Origin of the sequence: Rhodococcus sp. 05-2254-5 (genome assembly GCF_002258575.1) — a bacterium.
GTDB lineage: Bacteria > Actinomycetota > Actinomycetes > Mycobacteriales > Mycobacteriaceae > Rhodococcoides > Rhodococcoides fascians.
Genome location: NZ_NOZG01000028.1, coordinates 124601 through 145110, shown reverse-complemented (window position 1 = coordinate 145110; position 20510 = coordinate 124601). Strand labels below are relative to the sequence as shown.

The window sequence follows — 20510 nt, the reverse complement described above, 5'->3', positions numbered from 1 at the left end:
TGTGCTGCACGAATGGATAGGACTCGACGGGTTCAACAAGCTCTCCGATCGACAGGCGATGCATGCACTGTTCGAGTGCTGCGCGTCCTCGATCTGGGCCCGTCGAGTCGCCCAGGGTAGACCGTTCGCCAGCCGAGACTCTTTGTTGGACAGAGCAGATCGGGTACTTGCCGAGCTGCCGGAGGCCGAGATAGATCATGCACTCGACGGCCATCCCCGGATCGGGGGCACTGCGGACAACCCGTCGTCGAAGCGTGAGCAGGCCGCAGTGACCACTGCGGGCACCGAAGTACGCGAGAAGCTGGCGGCGGGAAACCGCGCGTACGAAGACAAGTTCGGGCACGTGTATCTGGTGTGCGCGACCGGCAGGTCGGCCGAGGAGTTGCTCGCTATCCTCGAGGAGAGGCTCGACAACGATGCCGAAACCGAAAGACGGGTGCTCCGCGTGGAACTGGCCAAGATCAACCGAATTCGCCTCGGCCGCGTGCTGGGACCGACGCAGTGACCGGGCTGTCCACGCACGTGCTCGACGCCACGGCCGGTACACCGGCGGTCGGCATGCGCGTGCGGCTGTTCCATTCCGAACAGGGCGAGATATCGACAGCCACCACCGACGGAGACGGCCGCATCGGTGAGGTGATTCCCGGACCTGTCGAACCGGGCGTGTACCGGCTCTCGTTCGACACGGAATCGTATTTCGAGGCGACCTCGACCCCGAGCTTCTACCCCGAGGTGTCCGTCTCCTTCACCGTCACCGACCCCGACGCCCACTATCACGTGCCGTTGTTGTTGTCCCCCTTCGCATATTCGACCTACCGCGGGAGCTGACATGACCGACCTGACCGGAAAGATCGTTCTGGGAGCCAATCAGTACGGCAAAGCCGAGAACCGGGTGGTGCGGATCTATCGAGATTCTCCGCGACACGAGATTCACGACATCAACGTATCGAGTGCGCTGCGTGGCGATTTCTCTGCCGCACACCTGGCCGGCGATCAGTCCGCCGTTCTGCCCACCGACACCCAGAAGCAGACCGCGTACGCGTATGCCAAGACCAAGGGTCTGCTCCACCTGGAGAGCTACGGGCTCGACCTCGCCCGTCACTACGTCGACGACGTCGCGCCCGTCGACGGTGCCCGTATCGAACTCGAGGAGTACGCCTGGGCGCGTGCGGTCGTCGACGGCGTCGAGCACGACCACACGTGGACCCGCAAGGGCGAGGAAATTCGCACCTCGGCCGTCACGGTCGAGGGTAAGGGCGAGGCGCAGCGAACCTGGGTCGTCAGCGGTTTCAAGGAGATGGTGATTCTCAAGTCGACGGGTTCGGAGTTCCACGGCTTCCTCGAGGACGATCTGACGATTCTCGAGCCCACGACCGACCGAGTGATGGCGACGTCGCTGACAGCGCAGTGGCGCTACACCACAACCGATATCGAGTGGGATGCGGTGTACGCGGGCGTCAAGGCCGCGATGATCGAGCGATTCGCCAACCTGCAGTCGCTGGCTCTTCAGCAGACCCTGTACGCCATGGGCGAGGCGGTACTGGAGAAGTATCCGTTCATTGCCGAGATCTCGATGTCGGCCCCCAACAAGCACCACTTCGTCTACGACTTGGGCAAGTTCGGCATCGAGAACAACCTGGAGGTGTTCAACGCCGACGATCGGCCCTACGGTCTGATTCAGGCAACGGTCGAACGAGAGGACGCTCCGGACGCCGGAAGTGCCTGGCGCACATACTCCGTCGTCGGGTAACGCATTGCGCTCACGTGTGCAGTGCCGCAGACCATTCCACCAGCGGGCTCAGAGCACGCCAGGCGTCGCGTACTTTCGTTGCTGCCTTGGGGCTTTCGAGCCACGCGGGTGAGCCGAAATGCTTGCCGGCAGTCAACGTCTTGTGCCGCAGCAGATCGATGCGCGGATGATCGACCTCGTAGCCCCGCGGCTTGGTCTTGAGCGTGTCGCCGCCGATCTCGAACCCGAATTTCGTCAGAGTGGCCAGTAGCGTCTCGAGTTCGGCTCCGCGTACGTCGTCGTCGACGGTCTTGCGGAAACGCGCGATCGAGTCCGGGGAGCTGTTGTAGAAGCCGCCTGCGACGAACAATCCGGCGGGATCGATCTGGACGTAGTAGCCGAGGGTGTCGCCCCGTGCGACGAACCCGCCCTGGTGACTCTTGTACGGGGTCTTGTCTTTCGAGAATCGAACGTCCCGGTACGGCCGAAACAGTTTGGCGCTACCGAATTCGGGTTCCAGGTACGCCAGCAACGCGGTCATCGGTGCCTTGACGGCACTGTCGTAGACGTCCTTGTGTTCGTTCCACCAGAGTTTGCTGTTGTCGGCTTCGAGGTCTTCGTAGAAGTCCAGGGCGGTGAAGGGGATTCCGGTGAAGCCTGCAGTCATTTCCCCATTATGCAGCGCCGTGGGCCGACGCCCGAGGCATGGATTGCAGGGCGAGGTAGACATCCAGTCTGTCCGCAGTGGAGCCGAGATCTCGCCCCAGCAGTTCCTCCACGCGTTTGATGCGATACCGGACGGTGTTGAGATGGACGTGCATCGACTCTGCGGTTCGATGCCAGGACCCTCCGTTGGCCAGAAACTCCCGCAGCGTGTCGGTCAGGTCGGCGTCGGTGCGTCGGTCGTGCTCGAGCAGCGGCGCGAGGACATGCTCGACGAACGATTTTCGTACGTCGTCGGGAAGCGCCGACATCATCGATACTGCCGAGGTCGGCTTGGTGCCTGCGGTGACCGTCACCGCCGCGGATCCCTGCCTGCTGAGTTCGAGAGCGTGACGAGCCGACCTCAGTGCGCCGTCGATGGTCAGCCCGGTGGCCACGGCGCTCACGCCCACATGGATTCGGCTGGGTCCGATCCCGGAGCGCAACCGGGACAGCCGAATGCGGATGGTCTGCGCGAAAAGTATGTCGTCGGTATTGACGACAGCGACGATGTCGCCGTGCGCGCTGCATCCGACACACCCACCGCCGAAGGAGGTCAGGGTGTCACCGACGACGGATCGGAGCATCTCTCGCAGGTCGACGCGACCGCTGTGGGCAACTCTGACGACGACGAGTGGCCTGTCGGGGTCGACTCCTGCCTGGCGCAGCCTCGTCAGTGCCTCGAATCCGGTGCTGTCGTGTTCGATCAACGCCACCGCCTGATCTGCGATCTCACGCCGTACCAGACGTCCTTCTTCACGCCGGGCACGATCGAGCGCGGCGATGGCTGCGAGTTGCCCGAACGCCTCGGAGACGTCGGGAGAGAACGAATCCATGGCTCCGGCCACAGCCAGGAACCATCGCGTGGTGCGCTGTACGAGCGATGGCCCGACGCCGAAGACACTGTAGGTCGATCCATCAGCGAGAACGGTTGTCGTAGGAAGCGTTTCGGACGAGAGTGCCGCGTGCGTCAAGGTGTCGACATCTGCGTCGGACAAAGCAGATGCCTCGGTGACCAACCGACGCCCGGTGGCGGTGTAGATCAGACACGCCATTCCCGTTTCTCTGGAGATGTGCAGTGCCAGTTCGTCGAGGGCTCTGCCGTCGGCGACCGCGGTGAGCAACTGGCGTTGGCGCACGAGCGAATTGTTCAGCGAGGCAATGCGATCACCGGTGACCCGGCCGACGAGAAACTCGGTGACCGCACCGAACGACACGGTGTCGGGAACAGCGAGGAGCGGCAGACCGTGTCGCTCGCATGCGTCGACGAGATCGAGCGGAATGTGTCCGAGCAACCCCTCCCCCGCGGCCAATGCCGTCGCACCGGATTCGGCCACCGATCGAACGAACACTTCGCTGTCGTCGGGCGTGCGCCGCCATACGAGTCCGGTGATGACCAACTCGCCGCCCGCGATGTATCGGGACGGGTCGGGTAGGTCGGTGGTGAACGTCCACCGCAGGGTACGTCCGAGGGCGTCGCGATCGGAGGTGAGCAATCGGATGCCCAGGTGCGAGGCATCGAGTAGGTCTCCGACGTACATCGCTGAACCTCCCGCCTCGTGTGTTCGGCCGTGCCGGAGGCAAAGATAAGCGCGGGTTGTTTCCGCCGAGTTTCGGGCGTATCGCGTGAGCACCGAGATCGGTAACAGAAAGTCACTACAGTTCGAGAAGGCGCACCGGGCGGTGAATCCGGGCCGGCGAGAATGAGGTGAACGAAGCCATGGATCTCGGCACTGTCGATCGTGTTCTGCTTCCCCGCTCGCGTGCGGATCTGCCGCCGGGCAGCGCGGACGCCGCGGTAGTTGCGGGCGGCACGTGGCTGTTCTCGGAGAAACAGGACCACCTGACCACCCTGATCGACATCACGGCCCTGGGATGGGAGCCGTTGATCGTCGACGAGAACGGACTCGGGATCGCAGCGACGTGCACGATCGAGACTCTGGCTCGATTCGAGTCCGCCTTCCCCGCAACCACCTTGTTCCCTCGGTGTGCAGCCGCCCTGCTGGCCTCGTTCAAGATCTGGAAGACGGCCACAGTCGGCGGAAACGTAGCGCTCGCCCTGCCTGCCGGAGCCATGATCTCGTTGACTGCCGCCCTGGACGGCGTCGCAGAGGTGTGGTCGGCACACGGCCCCGAGCACGACTACCGTCTGCCTATCGACCAGCTGGTCGTCGGCCCCCAGACCACGGTGCTCCGACCCGGGGATGTGCTGCGCAGCATATACGTTCCGCGGCACGCCCTCGAGTCGAGAACGGCGATGCGCACGCTGTCGCTCTCGCCTCTCGGCCGATCGGCGGCGGTGGTGATAGGACGCGTCGACCCCGACGGCACATTCGTGTTGACCGTCACCGCGTCGACCGTTCGTCCGTTCGTGCTTCGGTTTTCGGCCGTACCGACGGCGCACGAGCTCGACGACGCCCTTGCCGACACTATCGGTCCGCAGCACTGGTACGACGATCCCCATGGTGCGCCGGATTGGCGTCGACACATCAGTTGCGCTGCGGCGCAGTCCATTCGTGAGGAGCTGTCATGATCGTCGACATCAACGGCGTACCGACCGAGGTTGCCCCGCGACCGGGTCAATGTCTGCGCACTTTGCTCCGCGAACACGACCGTTTCGACGTCAAGAAGGGCTGCGACGCCGGTGACTGCGGCGCATGCACGGTCCTCGTCGACGGAGAACCGGTGCACTCGTGCATATTTCCCGCCTACCGCGCGGCCGACAGGTCCGTCACCACCGTGGCCGGGCTCGGCACCCCGCAGGATCTGCACCCGATGCAGCGCCGGTTCGTCGAGGCCGCCGGATTCCAATGCGGGTTCTGTACGGCGGGGATGGTCGTGACCGCGTCGACCCTGACCACGGAAGACAGGGACGAGCTGCCGGCAAAATTGAAGGGAAACCTGTGTCGCTGCACCGGGTATCGCGCCATTTCCGATGCCGTGTGCGGGGTGGTCAACACCGAGAAGGTAGCAGACGGTCCGGCATGCGGACGTTCGCTCGAAGCGCCCGCAAGCACACGGATAGTCACCGGAACCGAGCCGTACACGCTCGATCACTCCCCGCCCGGGCTGCTGCACGCCAGCGTTCTCGGCAGTCCGCATGCCCACGCGCGGATCGTCTCCATCGATACCACGGCCGCGGAGCAGGTTCCGGGCGTGCAGCTGGTGCTCACCTCGAAAGACAGCCCGGCGGTGGCATTTTCCACGGCCAGACACGACAGCCGCGTCGACGACCCCGACGACACCCGGGTACTCGACACCGTCGTCCGGTTCATCGGCCAACGTGTGGCGATCGTGGTCGCGGAGTCGATCGCCGCCGCACAGGCGGGCTGCCGCGCCCTCATCGTCGAGTACGAGGTGCTACCCGCCGTGTTCGACCCCGAGTCGGCACTCGCCCCGGACGCACCGAAGATCCACGGCGACAAGGACGCAGCGGCTCGGATCGCCGACCCGTCCCGAAACCTGGTGGCCGAACTGCACGGCAGCACCGGTGACGTCGACGCCGCGGTACGTGATGCAGCAGCGGTGGTCACCGGCCGATGGACGACTCAGAGAATTCAGCACGTGCACTTGGAAACTCACGGCACCATCGGTTGGCTGGACGCCGGCGGCCGGCTTCATCTGCGCACCAGCACCCAGGTTCCCTACCTGGTGCGCGACGAAATATGCGAGATCTTCGGCCTCCCCCGGGATCGTGTCCGCGTGTTCACCGCACGGGTGGGTGGCGGGTTCGGCGGCAAACAGGAACTACTGACCGAGGACGTCGTCGCCCTGGCCGTTCTGCGGACCGGTCGGCCGGTGCAGTTCGAGTTCACCCGCACGGACGAGTTCACGGTCGCACCGTGCCGACACCCGTTTCGCGTCGACGTCACCGCCGCCGCGAGCGCCGACGGCGTGTTGACCGCACTGTCGATCGACGTGCTGACCGACGCCGGGGCGTACGGCAATCACAGTGCCGGAGTGATGTTTCACGGGTGCGGCGAATCGGTTGCGATCTACCGGTGCGCCAACAAGCGGGTCGACGCGAAGACCGTGTACACCAACAACATTCCATCGGGTGCCTTCCGCGGCTACGGACTGGGGCAGGTCATGTTCGCGATCGAATCGGCCATCGACGATCTCGCCCGAGAGCTCGATATCGACCCGTTCGAGTTCCGCCGCCGCAACGTCATCGTTCCCGGCGACGTGATCGTCGCCGCGCACCTCGAAGGCGATGACCTGCAATTCGGCAGCTACGGTCTCGATCAGTGCATCGACCTCGCCGAGAACGCCATCAGGCAAGGCAACGGCGAGCCTGCGCCGCCCGGCTGGATGATCGGTGAGGGAATGGCGGTGGCCATGATCGCCACCATTCCGCCCCGTGGCCACCGCGCCGAGGCCACCGCGTCGCTGCTGCCCGAGGGCGGCTACGAGATACGCGTCGGAACAGCGGAGTTCGGAAACGGGACCACCACCGTCCACACCCAGATCGCGGCCAGCGAGCTGTGTACGTCGGTCGACCGTATCCGCGTCGTGCAGTCCGATACCGAGTCGGTCACCTACGACACCGGTGCGTTCGGCTCGGCGGGAACTGTGGTGGCAGGCAAGGCGCTCTACGCGGCGGTGCGCGGGTTGTCGGCCCGCATCGTCGAGGTCGCCGCCTCCGCGTCCGGGCGCCGCCCTTCGGACTGCACGTTGGGGCCCGAGGGGGTGCGGTGCGGAGATCGCTTCGTCCCGTTGGACGACGTACTGGCATCGGCGGGCGGCACGTTGACGGCGAACGGCAACAGCGGCGGACTCCCGCGATCACTGGCGTTCAATGTGCAGGCATTTCGGGTGGCGGTCGACGAAGCGACCGGTACGGTCGCGATCCTCCAGTCGGTGCAGAGCGCCGACGCAGGCACTGTGATGAACCCGCAGCAGTGCCGGGGTCAGGTCGAAGGCGGTGTCGCGCAGGCCATCGGAAGCGCACTGTACGAGGAGATGCGCACCGACGGTGCGGGGCGAATCACCACCGACTCCATTCGTAGCTACCACGTCCCCCAGTTCGCCGACATTCCACGAACCCAGGTGCTGTTCGCGGACACCTACGACCGATTGGGCCCGTTCGGCGCGAAGTCGATGAGCGAGTCACCGTACAACCCCGTCGCCCCCGCACTGGCCAACGCGATCCGTGACGCGGTGGGAGTGCGCTTGCACCACTTGCCCATGTCCTCGGACCGCGTCTGGCGAGCGGTCAACGATCGTAGAACGTCTGCAGAATGATCGTGCTGCGCGTCTGCACGTGCGCCGTGGCGCGAATTTCCTGCAGTAGATGTTCGAGGGCGCGCGGCGACTCGACGCGCACCATCAGGACGTAGCTCTCCTCGCCGGCAACCGAGTGACACGACTCGATGGCGGTCAGATGCTTCAGTCGTGCGGGGGCGTCGTCCGGCCGAGCTGGATCGATCGGAGTGATCGCGACGAACGCCGACAACGGACGCCCCAGAGCTTCGGGATCGACCTGCGCCGTGTACCCGCGAATGACTCGTCGCGACTCCAGGCGTCGAACTCGCGACTGAACAGCCGACACGGACAGAGACGCCTTCTCTGCCAACGTCGCCAACGTCGCGCGGCCGTCCGAGATCAATTCGTCGACGATCAGGCGGTCGACGCGATCGAGGTTTTCACTCACGTGCGCAATCTAGCTCAGATCCCCGCCGATGCCCCTCTGCCCTCACGAGACATGACCCTCTGCTCACACGAACAGCGGGGGCAGGGCCAGAACCATGACCGCCGACCAGCTGACATGCGTCAGGATCGGTGCCAGAATTCCGCCCGACGCGCGACGTTGCAGCCCCATCACGTAACCGAGCAGCACGGCGGCGAAGCCGAGCATCGGGTTGCCGGACGCGAGGGTGGCGATGGTGTAGACGACCGTCGAGATGATCACCGGATGTTTGACTCCGATGGCCGAGTACAAGGCTCCTCGGAAGAAGATCTCCTCGGCGACACCGTTGAGCAACGCGATGAACACGATCAGTACCAGCGACCCCACTCGGGCGTGTGCGAGCACGTTCTCGGTGAAATCGGCGAGCGGCGGAATCTGACGGACGACGAGGCCGCCGAGCATGAACACGCCACCGACGGCGAGACCGATGAGGATGGGGGTGACGATCGGCCGCCGGATGGACCCGCCCACCTTGATCCGTCCGAGGTGCAGCGGCCCCGACAGACATCCACCGATGATCCACACTGCGGCCAACACGAGCGTCAATGCGTAGAACGACGGGTCACCCGGTTCCACCTTGAGCGAGAAATACAGCACCGTCGCCCCGATCACCAGTGTGATCAGCACGATGATGCGCCGTTTCCTGAACGCCGCGTCGGACTCCCGGTGGTCGCGCTCGACAGGATCGACCAGAGCGGACTTCATCACGTTCAGCGCGGTCGTCGACCACGTTGCCATCATGCCTCCTCGGTATCGGTCAGTCGGCGCACGACCGACTTCGCGCGTCGGTTCACACTCGCAGCCACATCGAGGTTGGTACGCACTGCTGCTGCCACGGGCTTCGATGCCAGCAGTCGACGGCCGCCCAGAGCCTCGACCAGACCCCAGGTGCGGTCCGAGGACGCGGCCACGCCGTGCCGCCGGACGCCGAGCGCATCTCCGCCGCTCCATGCTGCGTCGGTGTTCGCCAGTCGCAGCGGGTCCTTCAGTGCACAGACCCCGGGCGGCTCGCCCACGGTTCCTCGCACGCTACGGGCCATGGCGTCTGCGATGGTGGTCAGACCACGGGGCGGATCGGGGACGAGATCCCGAATCCGGCTCTCCGACGTGGTCATCGTGTTGTGCAGTGAACCGACCAGATCCTCGGCGAGCCCGGCGGGCACAGGAATGATCTTTCCGATCACCTTGCCGGCGAGTGACGTCGGAACGAGCGGTACCGGTATCCCGATGCGCTGCAGCCCGGCGGCTTCGACGTAGGCGAACACCAGGTCGCGGTACGGGACCACGTCCGGGCCGCCGATGTCGTAGGAACCTGCTGGGACGGTGTCGGTATCGGCCGACGCCACCAGGTAGTGCAGTACGTCGTCGACTGCTATCGGTTGAACGGGCTCGGCGAGCCAGCTCGGCAACGGCAGCACAGGCAGGCGGTCCGCCAGATAGCGGAGCATCTCGTACGACGTGGAGCCGGCACCCATGACGATCGCCGCTCGCAACCACACCAGGTCGATGCCGTCTACCGTCAGCGCCTCACCGACGTCGGCGCGACTGGCCAGGTGCTCCGACAGGTGGGCGTCGTCGGGGACGAAGCCGCCCAGGTACACGATTCGACGCACTCCCGCTCGCGCGGCGGCCGCGGCGAACTGCTCGGCGGACGTCCGGTCCTGGGCACGGTAATCGGCTTCGCCGATCGCATGGACGAGGTAGTAGGCGACATCGATGTCGCCCGACTCTGCGAAGGCCGCGGCACAGGATTGTTCGTCCGTGACGTCGAGCGACACCGCGGTCACGGAATCGTAGAAGTCGAAAGTGCGCAGGTTCTTCGGGGTCCGAGACCCGACGACGACGTCCGTGTCGTCTGCCAACAGGGCCGCCACCAGCCGAGATCCGATGTACCCGCTGGCACCGGTGACGAGGACTCTCATGCGTCGAGGCTAACGGCAGTCGGGGCGTTGCGTCGGTATGGCATTGTCGCTCCTATGGCTCTCGTGTTGGCAGGTGTGGTCCTCCCCGACCCTCTCGGTACCGAAACGGTGCTTCGGCGAGGAGCCGCAGTGGCGCGGGCCGGTGTGAGCTGGATGTTCACCACGGCCGATTTCGCGCTTACCCTGCCCGGCAGAATCGAAGCACTGCTGAGCCGTATAGAGACATTGATGACACGAATCGACCATGTGATCGATTCGGCCGATGCCGTGGTTGCTCATGTACAACGGACGACCGGTGCCGCGGACACCGTGGTCGCGTCGGCATCGGCCGCCTCGCATACGGCGTTGGAGCTCATCGAGATGTTCGATCCCATCGCCAAGAAGTCCGAGCCGATGGCGCGACGCTTCGTCGACAACCTGTCCGACGCCGAGGTCGACGCAGCGATCGCCATGGTCGATCAGCTTCCCGGACTCCTCGACCACATGGAAGCTCTACTCCCCATCCTCGCGACCCTCGATACGGTCTCCCCCGAGATCCACGAGCTTCTCGGAGTGACGAAGGACGTCAGGCGCGCCGTCATCGGCATCCCCGGATTCAAGTTCTTCCGCAACCGGGGCGAGGACAAGTTGAACGACGAGCTGGAAGACGAACAGCGGTAGTCGCTATTTGACGAACGCGAAATCTTCACCTGCGTGGAAACGGGCCAGGGTCTCCGAAATGGACCGCCGTGATGGCGGATGAAATGCGAACGCGTGCAATGCTGCTGCGACGTAGGCGATTTCGGGTGACTTGATGAAGCCGATCCCGCCCAGCGATTCGATGGCAGCCGCACTGCTGCGCACCAGTGCGTCACGAATCGCGATGCGGTTGAACAGCAACTTCACCGAGATATCCTGTCCGCGTTCACCTTCGTCGAAGGCACGGGCCACGTTCTCGATTGCCGCCATGGACACCTCGAGTTCGGCCGCCGCTCGAACGTAGCCTTCGTAGTCACCCTTGTCCTGCTCGATCATCCGCTCGAGCAGGGAGGTCGCTGCGCCGATGTAGTTGGCGGAGATCAGCATCCCGAACCAGAGGTAGCCGGTCATCTCGTGCACGCCATCAGGATCGTCGTCCTTGTTGGGTAGGACGAGGCTTGCCGGTACTTCGACGTCTTCGAGCAACACTTCCTCGCTCTGCGCGCCGGCCAGAATGTCGGTGGTCCAGAACGGCTTCACACTCATACCCGGAAGGCCGGCCGGAATCAGCGCGACGGCGCGGTCACCGGAGTCGATCTCGACGCTGCAGGTCAGCAAGTCCATCGAACGTGCCAGACTGCACGGCTTCTTGCTTCCGTTGACGATGTAGTTGTCGCCCTTCTTCACGGCGGTCATCGTCGGAATGAACACACTCCCGCCGGTGACGCCCTCGGAGAACCCGGAAGCAACGATCGCCTTCTGGTCGACCAATCCCTTGATCAATGCTCGGTCGTCGTCGGTGGCACCACGAGCGAATTCGGTCAGGGACGCGAGTGAGAGATGGTGCATCGTGGTTCCCGCGCCCAGAGAGGGTGAGCGAGACCCGATGGCCCTCTGCGCCCGAACCGCGTCGATGGCCGGAGCACCGAGACCACCCAGTTCGCCCGGGACCACCAAGCCGGTACCGCCGAATTCCCGAAACTTGTCGATCGCGTCCGAATCGCGGGACTCCAGTCGGTCCAGTGGGGTCGTGTCCAGATAGTGCAGCAAACCCGGCATGTACTTCTCGAGCGTTTCTCTTTCGCGCACCATTAATCCAGTCACTGTTCATCTCCTTGTGTCACTAATCGATTGTGTGTCACTGATTGATTGCGGCGTCGTCCATTTTGTACCATCAGTCGACCTGGACAAATCAGTCGAATATCAACATGGACAGCGGTAAAGCAGGTGAATTCGCGCTGGACCCCGACAATACCCCGCCACCTGCAGCGATAAACTAAAGGTCTCGTAAAGTTTGCCCATCGAAAGAAACCGAAGTTATTTTTCGGGGCGTATTTACCAACCGATTTCCGTCGCAAGAGCATCTTTTGAAACGCTGAATATTCTTCTGCCGAATACCAATCGCCCGCGCCGCCCGCTCCGAATGAACTCATGAATTCGCGACAATCCACAATCGACTCTGTGAGGAGTTCTGGTACACGATGGTTGTCAACAGATTGATGAAACGACTCGGCGGAGACGAGCGCGTGGATTTGCTGCGCGCTGTTCGAGACGCCGATGTGGTCCCGTACTTCCGCAAGATGGAATCGGCCGTTGCACCGGTCGTTCGCGTCGAGGGCCGGGACAAGATCATGCTCGGATCCAACAATTACCTCGGCATTGCCGACCATCCCAAGGTTGTCGAGGGTGCCCAGCACGCGCTCGACACATTCGGCAGCGCAGTCACCGGAAGTCGTTTGCTCAACGGCACTCTGGACCTCCACCTCGAACTCGAGCACGAGATCGCTCAGTGGCACGGAACGGACGACGCACTCGTCTTCACCACGGGCTACCAAACGAACCTCGGAACGATCAGTGCGATCGTCGGCCCCGGTGACACGGTGATCGTCGATTCGGCGGCCCACGCATCGATCCGCGACGGCAGCACTCTCTCGGGCGCGTCGGTGGTCAAGTTCAAGCACAACGACATGGCCGATCTCGAAGCCAAACTCCAGCAACCCGTCGTCGACGACGGAGCCGTGCTGGTGATCGTCGACGGTCTGTACTCCATGGAGGGCGACCTGGCACCGCTCGACGTCGTCTCCGAGCTGTGTATCCGCTATCACGCAGCGCTGATGGTCGACGAAGCCCACAGCCTCGGTGTCTACGGGCCCGAACTCACCGGAGCGGCAGAGCTGTTCGGCATCACCAAGGACGTCGACGTCACGATGGCGTCACTGTCGAAGAGCCCCAGTTCCACCGGCGGGTTCGTGACCGGCTCGAGCGACTTGATCGACACCCTCCGGGTCAAGGCCCGCGCCTTCCTGTTCACGACCTCCGGTGTGCCAGCTGCGGTGGGTGCCGCATTGGCTTCCGTCCGCCTGATCCGAAGCGACGAGGGCAAGGATCGGGCTCGGCGCGTACTCGACAACGCCGAGATCCTGCGCGGCGGACTGCAATCGGCCGGCCTCGACGTGGCGGGCCGCTCGTCGACACCCCACGGAGATACGGCTGCGCCCATCGTCTCCCTGCACATCGGCGACGACCTCGTAGCGATGAGTCTGTGGAAGAACCTCTACGACCGTGGCATCTTCACCAGCGCCGCCCTGCATCCCGCGGTGCCGAAGTCCGGTGCGATACTTCGCTTGTGTGTGATGGCAACCCACACCGAACAGCAGCTGTCGACCGCCACGGAACAGATCATCGAGGCCGTAGCGGAGCTGCCCTCATGAGTGAGCGACACCGCGGCTTGCGTGTCGCGGTCACCGGAGCCACCAGCGACTTCGCGGCCGCGATACTCCCGAGGCTGTTCGAGGATCCCGAGGTGGACGCGGTCGTCGGGATAGCCCGTCGCCCAGCCCGAATCACGCACCCGAAGTTCACCTCGATCCGCTCGGACATTCGCTCTCCCGACCTCGAGGAGACGTTCGCCGAGTGCGACGTCGTGCTGCACTTGGCGTTCGTGGTCGAGGAGCTCAAAGATAAGACCGAGACCCACGACATCAACCTGCGCGGGTCACGCAACGTCATCGATTCCGCATACCGAGCGGGGGTGTCACGCGTGGTGATCGCCTCGAGCATCAATGCGTACGGTGCCGACATCGCTCCGGAGCCGCTCACCGAGAACAGTTATCCAGCAGGCGATCCCAATCGCTATTACTTCTACGACAAAGCCGAGGTGGAACATTACGCGGAGTGGTGGCTGCGTAGGCACCCCGGTGAGATGACCATCTCCATGTTGCGGTGCACGTACATCGTCGGACCCGACTTCGCCAACGACGGGATCGACCAGTTCACCGGGCCGATCGGCGCGTTCCCGGAAGCGGATCGGGCCTCGTACCAATTCTTGTTCCAGGACGACATGGCCGACGCCTTCCACCGCGCGGCCAAGACCGACCTCGTCGGTCCGTACAACCTGGGTCCGGTGGACTGGGTCGGTGTGCGTGAACTCGCTGCGATGCAGGGCCAGTTGATGTTCGACGTTCCACAGAAAGCGGCGACGCGTATCGCGAACATCGCCTTCGCCCTCGGCCTCACGCCGTTCTCCGGGCAGTGGGTCACGCCCGGAGAGCCCATCGTCGATTCGACCGCGCTCGGTGCCGCCACCGGATGGGCACCCACCCTCACCTCCCACGAGGCTGCCGCCATGATGATTCTGCTGCAGGGCAAGTCGCTGCTGAGGAGTCAGGACGCCCTCGAACGCGACCTCGCCTGCGAGGCAGCGTTGCGGCCGGCTTCCGACGCCGTCGCGCTCGCCCGCCCAGACGTCGCCGGCCTCGATGTCGTGCACCGGCAGCTCGACATCGCCGGCGGGCGAGTACACATCGAAGTACACCGATCGGCGACGGCCACCGACCAGTCGGTGGTGCTGGTTGCCGATACCGGTCTGCATGCCCGCTACCTGACACCCGTGGCCGCCGAGATCGCACGGGCAGGCGTCGACGTGGTGGTACTGGATCTCCCCGGCCACGGCCTGAGCACCGGGCTGCGCGGTCGATCATCGGCCACCCAGACCGTGGACGCTGTCGACGCCGCACTGCGCTTCGCTCGCACGCACCTCGACACCGCCCCCATTGCGCTGCGCAGCGGAGTCCGGCACGCGACCGACACCCTGGTCGGCGGCGTGCGTCGGCGCGCAACCGGGTGGACGACACTCGAGGAACCGAAGTGCCCCGACGGGCTGTTGCCTTCTCGAGTTCGCGTGGACGGCACAGCTGCGCTTCCGTTCGTGTCCACTGCGGCGGACGCTCTGGCCTACTGCGCCAGGACGATCGGACTCAGCGCCACCAGCTGAGCCTGCTGCGAACGCGCGCGAACCACGATGCACCGTCGTGGTCCGCCGCCGAGGACCGGCCCGACGTCACAGCCGACTCCGCGTCGTGCTGTCTTTCCAGGCGGTCGACCTCGGCTCGATTGGTACGCCACCGGGACACCCACGTCTCGACATCCACGGGGCCGAGCGGCACGATCGGCGGGGTAGGAAAGCGAATCCAGTCGACGATGCGAGCGTTGAGCTCGTCCAACACGTCTCGTACGGACTCCTCGCGCCGGAGACCGATCAACGTCGAGGGCAGCCGCTCGATCTCTTTGCGCAACGCCAACGCCGTGGGCAAGAGCGCATCGACCGGCAGGTTCTCTCGCCTCAGATAGCCGCGAACCCACCACAGTTCGTCGTCGGAATCGCCCATCGGGATGGGTTTACCGGTGCCGTCGAGTCCTTCGAATGCGCCGGCGTCCTGCGCCTCGCGGATCTGTTTGTCGACCCAGGACTCGAACGTGACTCCTGGCTTCTTGCGTTCGGTCACTCTAACGACTGTAGAACCGGCCGCGCGCGTTCGCCAGGTGCGCCCGAGACGAGTGAGCCCCGATCCCCTGCAGGGGTCGGGGCTCACTCGAATGCGTCGGCTCAGCCGTATTCGGCGACCAAGCGGTCGAACTCGTCACGGTCGATCACTTGAGGCTCGTTGATGGCCAGCGCTTGGGCGTACTTGCTCGCCAAGTGGTAATCCCGGCCGAGTGGACCGTGCTCGGCGTCGTCCTCGTCCGATTGGATGCTTGCACCCGGCGGCACCTCGTTCTGCAGGCCGTTCGTCTTGCTGCCGAGCAGTGCGTCGAGTTTCGCGGAAATCTTCTGCATGATCTCTTGGTCGTCGGTCATGGCCACCGGGTACCCGAATCGGGCGAAACGACACCGCAGCGCACGAGCTTCGCGCTCCGGGGTTACCTGTCGGTGCCTCGGGGCATGATGGTGGGATGGCCACGCACAGTATCGGCACCGACATCATGGAGAAGCTGTCGCGGCCGACTCGCGAGTGGTTCAACGGCGCATTTCCGGCCCCCACGTCGGCGCAACTCGGTGCGTGGTCGTCCATTTCCAGCGGATCGCACACCCTGGTGGTCGCGCCGACCGGCTCGGGCAAAACACTGTCGGCATTCCTGTGGGCCCTCGACGAGCTGGCCCAGCTGGGTGCGGACAGCACCCGCAAGACCAAGGTGCTCTACATATCGCCGCTCAAGGCTCTGGCAGTGGACGTCGAGCGCAACCTGCGAGCTCCGTTGGTCGGCATCACCCAGACGGCCAAGCGTCTCGGTCTGAACCCGCCGGAGATCTCCGTCGGAGTCCGCTCGGGCGACACCAGCGCTGCCGATCGCCGGACCATGATCAAGACTCCGCCGGACATTCTGATCACCACTCCCGAGTCTCTGTTCCTCATGCTCACCTCTGCGGCGCGAGACATCCTGGCCGAGGTCGATACGGTGATCGTCGACGAGGTGCACGCCGTCGCAGGCACGAAGCGTGGCGCGCACCTCGCGGTGTCCCTCGAGCGGCTCGACGCGATGCTGGACAAGCCCGCGCAACGCATCGGCCTGTCCGCGACGGTGCGCCCCCACGAGGAAGTGGGCCGATTCCTCGCCGGTGCCGCTCCCATCGAGATCGTCGCCCCACCCGCTCCGAAGACTTTCGACCTGACGGTTCAGGTGCCCGTGGAGGACATGACCGAACTCGGCGTCACCGACCCGAATGCGGACACCTCCGCCGCTCCCCCGGCTCAGGGATCGATCTGGCCGCACGTCGAGGAGAAGATGGTCGATCTCATCCTCGAGCACAAATCGTGCATCGTCTTCGCCAACTCGCGCCGGCTCGCGGAACGACTCACCGCGCGGCTCAACGAGGTGTACGCCGAACGTATCGGCGGCGGAGTCGATACCGAGCACAAACCACCATCTCAGGTGGGCACCGCATCCGACGTCAACCACGGTGCCGATCCTCTGCTGGCACGGGCCCACCACGGCAGTGTCAGCAAGGATCAGCGCGCGCTGATCGAAGACGATCTGAAGACCGGTCGTCTGCGCTGCGTTGTGGCCACCAGCAGTCTGGAGCTCGGAATCGACATGGGCGCAGTCGATCTGGTGGTCCAGGTCGAGGCACCGCCGTCGGTGGCCAGTGGTCTGCAGCGCGTCGGTCGCGCCGGCCACCAGGTGGGCGAGATCTCCAAGGGCGTGCTGTTCCCCAAGCACCGCACCGATCTCATCCATTGCGCGGTCACCGTCGAACGCATGACGTCGGGCAAGATCGAGGCCCTCTTCGTCCCGGCCAATCCCCTCGACGTCCTCGCCCAGCAGACCGTCGCGGCGTGCGCACTCGAACCCATCGACGCCGAGGACTGGTTCGAATCCGTCCGTCGCACCGGCAGTTTCGCCACCCTGCCCAGGTCTGCCTACGAGTCGACACTCGACCTGCTCTCGGGCCGTTACCCGTCGGACGAGTTCGCCGAACTACGGCCACGGCTCGTGTGGGACCGCGACGCCAACACTCTCACCGGCCGTCCCGGGTCGCAGCGACTGGCCGTCACGTCCGGCGGTACCATCCCAGACCGCGGCCTGTTCACCGTCTACATGGTGGGCGAAAAGCAGTCACGGGTAGGCGAACTCGACGAGGAGATGGTCTACGAATCACGAGTGGGCGACGTGTTCGCACTCGGCGCCACCAGCTGGCGCATCGAAGAGATCACCCACGACCGAGTGTTGGTCAGTCCCGCATACGGCCAACCGGGCAGGCTGCCGTTCTGGCACGGCGACGGCCTCGGTCGACCGGCGGAATTGGGCCGGGCCCTGGGCGAGTTTCTGCGGAGCACCACCGACCGCAGCAACCTGGCCGAGCGGCTGAGCACCGACGGTCTCGACGCCAACGCAGTCAACAACCTGATCGCTTTGCTCGACGAACAACTCGAGGCCACCGGCCAGCTCCCCACCGACAAGACGATGATCGTCGAGCGCTTTCGCGACGAACTCGGCGACTGGCGATTGGTGCTGCACTCCACCTACGGTCAGCAGGTACACGCGCCGTGGGCCCTCGCGGTCGGCGCGAGGCTGATCGAGCGATACGGCATCGACGCCGCCCCCACGGCATCCGACGACGGCATCATCGTCCGGCTTCCCGATACCGACGACCAGCCGCCCGGCGCGGAACTGTTCGTGTTCGAGCGCGACGAGATCGCCGACATCGTCACCGAGCAGGTCGGCGGATCGGCATTGTTCGCGTCGAGATTTCGCGAATGTGCCGCTCGCGCACTACTTCTGCCCCGACGCAACCCCGGCAAGCGGGCACCACTGTGGCAACAACGGCAGCGTTCGGCACAGCTGCTCGACGTCGCTCGTAAATACCCAACGTTCCCGATCCTGCTCGAAACCGTGCGCGAGTGCCTGCAGGACGTCTACGACCTCCCCGCCCTCGAAGACATCCTGGCCCGCATCGGGCGACGCCAGATCAGGATCGTCGACGTCGAGACGCCGTCACCGTCACCGTTCGCGAATTCGTTGCTGTTCAACTACGTCGGCGCTTTCATGTACGAGGGCGACAGCCCGCTCGCCGAACGGCGGGCCGCCGCCCTGTCTCTCGATTCGGCGCTGCTGGCCGAGTTGCTCGGACGCGTCGAGCTGCGAGAGTTGCTGGACGACAGCGTCATCACCACCACCGAGCTCGAGTTGCAGCGACTGCCCGAGGACAGACACGCCAAAGACATCGAGGGTGTTGCGGATCTGCTGCGGCTGCTCGGTCCGCTGACCGCCACGGAAGTCGGACAGCGCACCAACGGAAACGAATTCCCGCAGTGGCTCGCCGAGTTGGCCGATGCAAAGCGGGCAATGGAAGTTTCGTTCGCCGGCCAGAACTGGTGGACGGCCATCGAGGACGCGGCTCGCTTGCGCGATGCACTCGGTGTTCCGCTACCGATCGGCACTCCCGCCGCGTTCATCGAGCCCGTCGACGACCCACTCGTCGACCTGATCAGCCGGTACGCCCGAACCCACGGTCCGTTCACCCTCGACGACGCAGCCGCGCGGTTCGGCGTCGGTACCGCCGTGGTGCGTGACGTTCTGCGCCGACTGGCCGTGGACAAACGCGTCGTCGAGGGCGAATTCCGTCCCGGTGCAACGGGCAGTGAATGGTGCGACGCCGAGGTTCTTCGGCGATTGCGGCGGCGATCTCTGGCGGCGGCACGGCAGGAAGTCGAACCCGTGTCCACCGCCACGCTCGGCCGCTTCCTGCCGGCGTGGCAGCACGTGGACAGTCGCCGGTTGAGCGGCATCGACGGTGTGGCAACGGTCATCGAACAGCTTGCGGGCGTGCCCGTTCCGGCGTCGGCGTGGGAATCTCTCGTGCTCGCCTCCCGGGTGAGCGACTACAGCCCCGCCATGCTCGACGAGTTGATCTCCACCGGTGAGGTGTTGTGGGCGGGACACGGTGCAATCTCGTCCAAAGACGGCTGGGTGAGCCTGCACATGGCCGATACCGCGCCACTGACCCTGGTGCCCGCCGCCGAATCCGACCTGTCCGAGTTGCAGATTCGAATTCAGGACGCCGTCGCGGGCGGCGGTGCGTACTTCTTCCGGCAGCTCTCGGACACCGTCGGCAGCACCGACGACACGGCTCTGCAGGCTGCGCTCTGGGAGCTGGTGTGGGCCGGACGGCTCAGCAACGACACGTTCGCGCCACTGCGAGCGCTGTTGAACTCCACGGCCACCCGCTCCGCCCCGAGTCATCGATCACCGCGTCGAACCCCGCGCCTGCGTTCCTACCGTCAGTTCGAGCGGCCGTCCCTGCCCACCCGCACCGGCCCACCGACGGCCGGCGGTCGGTGGTCACGGTTGCCCGAACTCGAACCGGACCTCACCGTCCGGGCTCATGCCACCGCAGATGTACTTCTCGAACGCTATGGCGTGGTGACCCGCGGTTCGGTCATGAACGAAGGGGTCCCCGGCGGATTCGCCACGATGTACAAGGTGCTCACGGGGTTCGAGGATTCCGGTCGCTGCCGACGCGGATACTTCGTCGATTCGCTCGGCGGCGCCCAGTTCTCCACCTCCGACGTCGTCGACCGGTTGCGTAGTTACGACGAACCGAAGAAGAACGCCACTGCCGTGGTGCTCGCGTCCTGCGATCCGGCGAACCCGTACGGCGGTGCACTGCCCTGGCCGAAGGCCGGCGGCGAAGACACCGACGACACGACGAAGCACCGGCCGGGTCGCAAGGCGGGAGCGCTGGTCGTACTCGTTCGTGGGGAGTTGACGATGTTCGTCGAACGTGGCGGGAAGTCGGTGCTGACCTTCGGCGACAACACCGAGGACATCGCTTCTGCAGCAACGGCATTGGCGACCACGGTCAAGCGCGGCGGGGTGGACAAGTTACTGGTCGAACGGATCAACGGTCACGATATCCACGGCACGGACTTCTCGAAGACGCTGACCGCGGCCGGTTTCTCGGCGACTCCCCGCGGACTACGCCTGCGGCGCTGAGGCACCGCACCACTGA

The 20510-nt window shown here is 64.9% G+C and carries 17 protein-coding genes; 9 read left to right on the top strand and 8 right to left on the bottom strand.

Going from position 1 to position 20510, the window contains the following annotated elements:
- Position 1: 1 nt before the first annotated feature.
- The 3 genes from uraD to pucL are packed head-to-tail and all read left to right on the top strand — an operon-like array spanning position 2 to position 1750.
- Positions 2-505: a 2-oxo-4-hydroxy-4-carboxy-5-ureidoimidazoline decarboxylase gene (gene uraD / locus CH278_RS19320; RefSeq protein WP_027496461.1), complete on the top strand. Its 504-nt coding sequence runs from the start codon at positions 2-4 to the stop codon at positions 503-505.
- A complete protein-coding gene (uraH, locus tag CH278_RS19315) occupies positions 502-828 on the top strand; it encodes a hydroxyisourate hydrolase (protein ID WP_032366655.1) in 327 nt (108 codons plus the stop codon). Before uraD ends, uraH begins: the two co-directional genes overlap by 4 nt.
- Position 829: 1 nt before the next feature.
- Positions 830-1750, top strand: a complete 921-nt coding sequence (pucL, locus tag CH278_RS19310; RefSeq protein WP_094622635.1) for a factor-independent urate hydroxylase — start codon at positions 830-832, stop codon at positions 1748-1750.
- Between the two features lie 10 nt (positions 1751-1760).
- Here the strand turns inward: pucL and CH278_RS19305 are convergent, their stop codons facing one another.
- A complete protein-coding gene (locus CH278_RS19305) occupies positions 1761-2396 on the bottom strand; it encodes a DUF2461 domain-containing protein (protein WP_094622634.1) in 636 nt (211 codons plus the stop codon).
- Between the two features lie 7 nt (positions 2397-2403).
- Positions 2404-3972, bottom strand: a complete 1569-nt coding sequence (locus CH278_RS19300) for a PucR family transcriptional regulator (RefSeq protein WP_094622633.1) — start codon at positions 3970-3972, stop codon at positions 2404-2406.
- A gap of 179 nt (positions 3973-4151) precedes the next feature.
- Here CH278_RS19300 and CH278_RS19295 point away from each other — a divergent pair, with 179 nt between their 5' ends.
- Both CH278_RS19295 and CH278_RS19290 read left to right on the top strand, forming a co-directional pair.
- Positions 4152-4964, top strand: coding sequence for an FAD binding domain-containing protein (locus CH278_RS19295; protein WP_094622632.1), 813 nt, complete (start codon positions 4152-4154; stop codon positions 4962-4964).
- Complete coding sequence (locus CH278_RS19290) at positions 4961-7675, top strand: molybdopterin-dependent oxidoreductase (protein ID WP_094622631.1); 2715 nt, start codon at positions 4961-4963, stop codon at positions 7673-7675. The genes CH278_RS19295 and CH278_RS19290 overlap by 4 nt, the downstream gene beginning before the upstream one ends.
- Here CH278_RS19290 and CH278_RS19285 read toward each other — a convergent pair.
- From CH278_RS19285 to CH278_RS19275, 3 genes are all read right to left on the bottom strand, one after another.
- The gene (locus CH278_RS19285) at positions 7647-8084 is read right to left on the bottom strand and encodes an Lrp/AsnC family transcriptional regulator (protein WP_027496454.1); all 438 of its coding nucleotides are present in this window, start codon (positions 8082-8084) and stop codon (positions 7647-7649) included. The genes CH278_RS19290 and CH278_RS19285 overlap by 29 nt on opposite strands.
- Positions 8085-8147: 63 nt before the next feature.
- Complete coding sequence (locus CH278_RS19280; protein WP_032383950.1) at positions 8148-8858, bottom strand: CPBP family intramembrane glutamic endopeptidase; 711 nt, start codon at positions 8856-8858, stop codon at positions 8148-8150.
- A complete protein-coding gene (locus tag CH278_RS19275) occupies positions 8858-10042 on the bottom strand; it encodes an NAD(P)H-binding protein (RefSeq protein ID WP_027496452.1) in 1185 nt (394 codons plus the stop codon). The genes CH278_RS19280 and CH278_RS19275 overlap by 1 nt, the downstream gene beginning before the upstream one ends.
- A gap of 54 nt (positions 10043-10096) precedes the next feature.
- Here CH278_RS19275 and CH278_RS19270 point away from each other — a divergent pair, with 54 nt between their 5' ends.
- Positions 10097-10702, top strand: coding sequence for a hypothetical protein (locus CH278_RS19270; RefSeq protein ID WP_032370674.1), 606 nt, complete (start codon positions 10097-10099; stop codon positions 10700-10702).
- Positions 10703-10705: 3 nt separating this feature from the next.
- Here the strand turns inward: CH278_RS19270 and CH278_RS19265 are convergent, their stop codons facing one another.
- The gene (locus CH278_RS19265) at positions 10706-11824 is read right to left on the bottom strand and encodes an acyl-CoA dehydrogenase family protein (protein ID WP_094622630.1); all 1119 of its coding nucleotides are present in this window, start codon (positions 11822-11824) and stop codon (positions 10706-10708) included.
- Positions 11825-12201: 377 nt separating this feature from the next.
- Here CH278_RS19265 and CH278_RS19260 point away from each other — a divergent pair, with 377 nt between their 5' ends.
- Both CH278_RS19260 and CH278_RS19255 read left to right on the top strand, forming a co-directional pair.
- Entirely contained in the window at positions 12202-13431 is a 1230-nt protein-coding gene (locus CH278_RS19260; protein ID WP_094622629.1) for an aminotransferase class I/II-fold pyridoxal phosphate-dependent enzyme, read from the top strand.
- Positions 13428-14993, top strand: coding sequence for an NAD-dependent epimerase/dehydratase family protein (locus tag CH278_RS19255; protein WP_094622628.1), 1566 nt, complete (start codon positions 13428-13430; stop codon positions 14991-14993). The genes CH278_RS19260 and CH278_RS19255 overlap by 4 nt, the downstream gene beginning before the upstream one ends.
- Here CH278_RS19255 and CH278_RS19250 read toward each other — a convergent pair.
- Entirely contained in the window at positions 14977-15504 is a 528-nt protein-coding gene (locus CH278_RS19250) for a J-domain-containing protein (RefSeq protein ID WP_094622627.1), read from the bottom strand. The two genes, CH278_RS19255 and CH278_RS19250, sit on opposite strands and share 17 nt — an antisense overlap.
- A gap of 101 nt (positions 15505-15605) precedes the next feature.
- A complete protein-coding gene (locus CH278_RS19245; RefSeq protein WP_027496446.1) occupies positions 15606-15857 on the bottom strand; it encodes a hypothetical protein in 252 nt (83 codons plus the stop codon).
- A 95-nt stretch (positions 15858-15952) separates the two neighbouring features.
- On the opposite strand from CH278_RS19245, the gene CH278_RS19240 reads away from it, so the two are divergent.
- Positions 15953-20494 carry an ATP-dependent helicase gene (locus CH278_RS19240; RefSeq protein WP_094622626.1) on the top strand — a complete coding sequence of 1514 codons (4542 nt, stop codon included), beginning with the start codon at positions 15953-15955 and terminating at the stop codon, positions 20492-20494.
- The last annotated feature ends 16 nt before the right edge of the window (positions 20495-20510 follow it).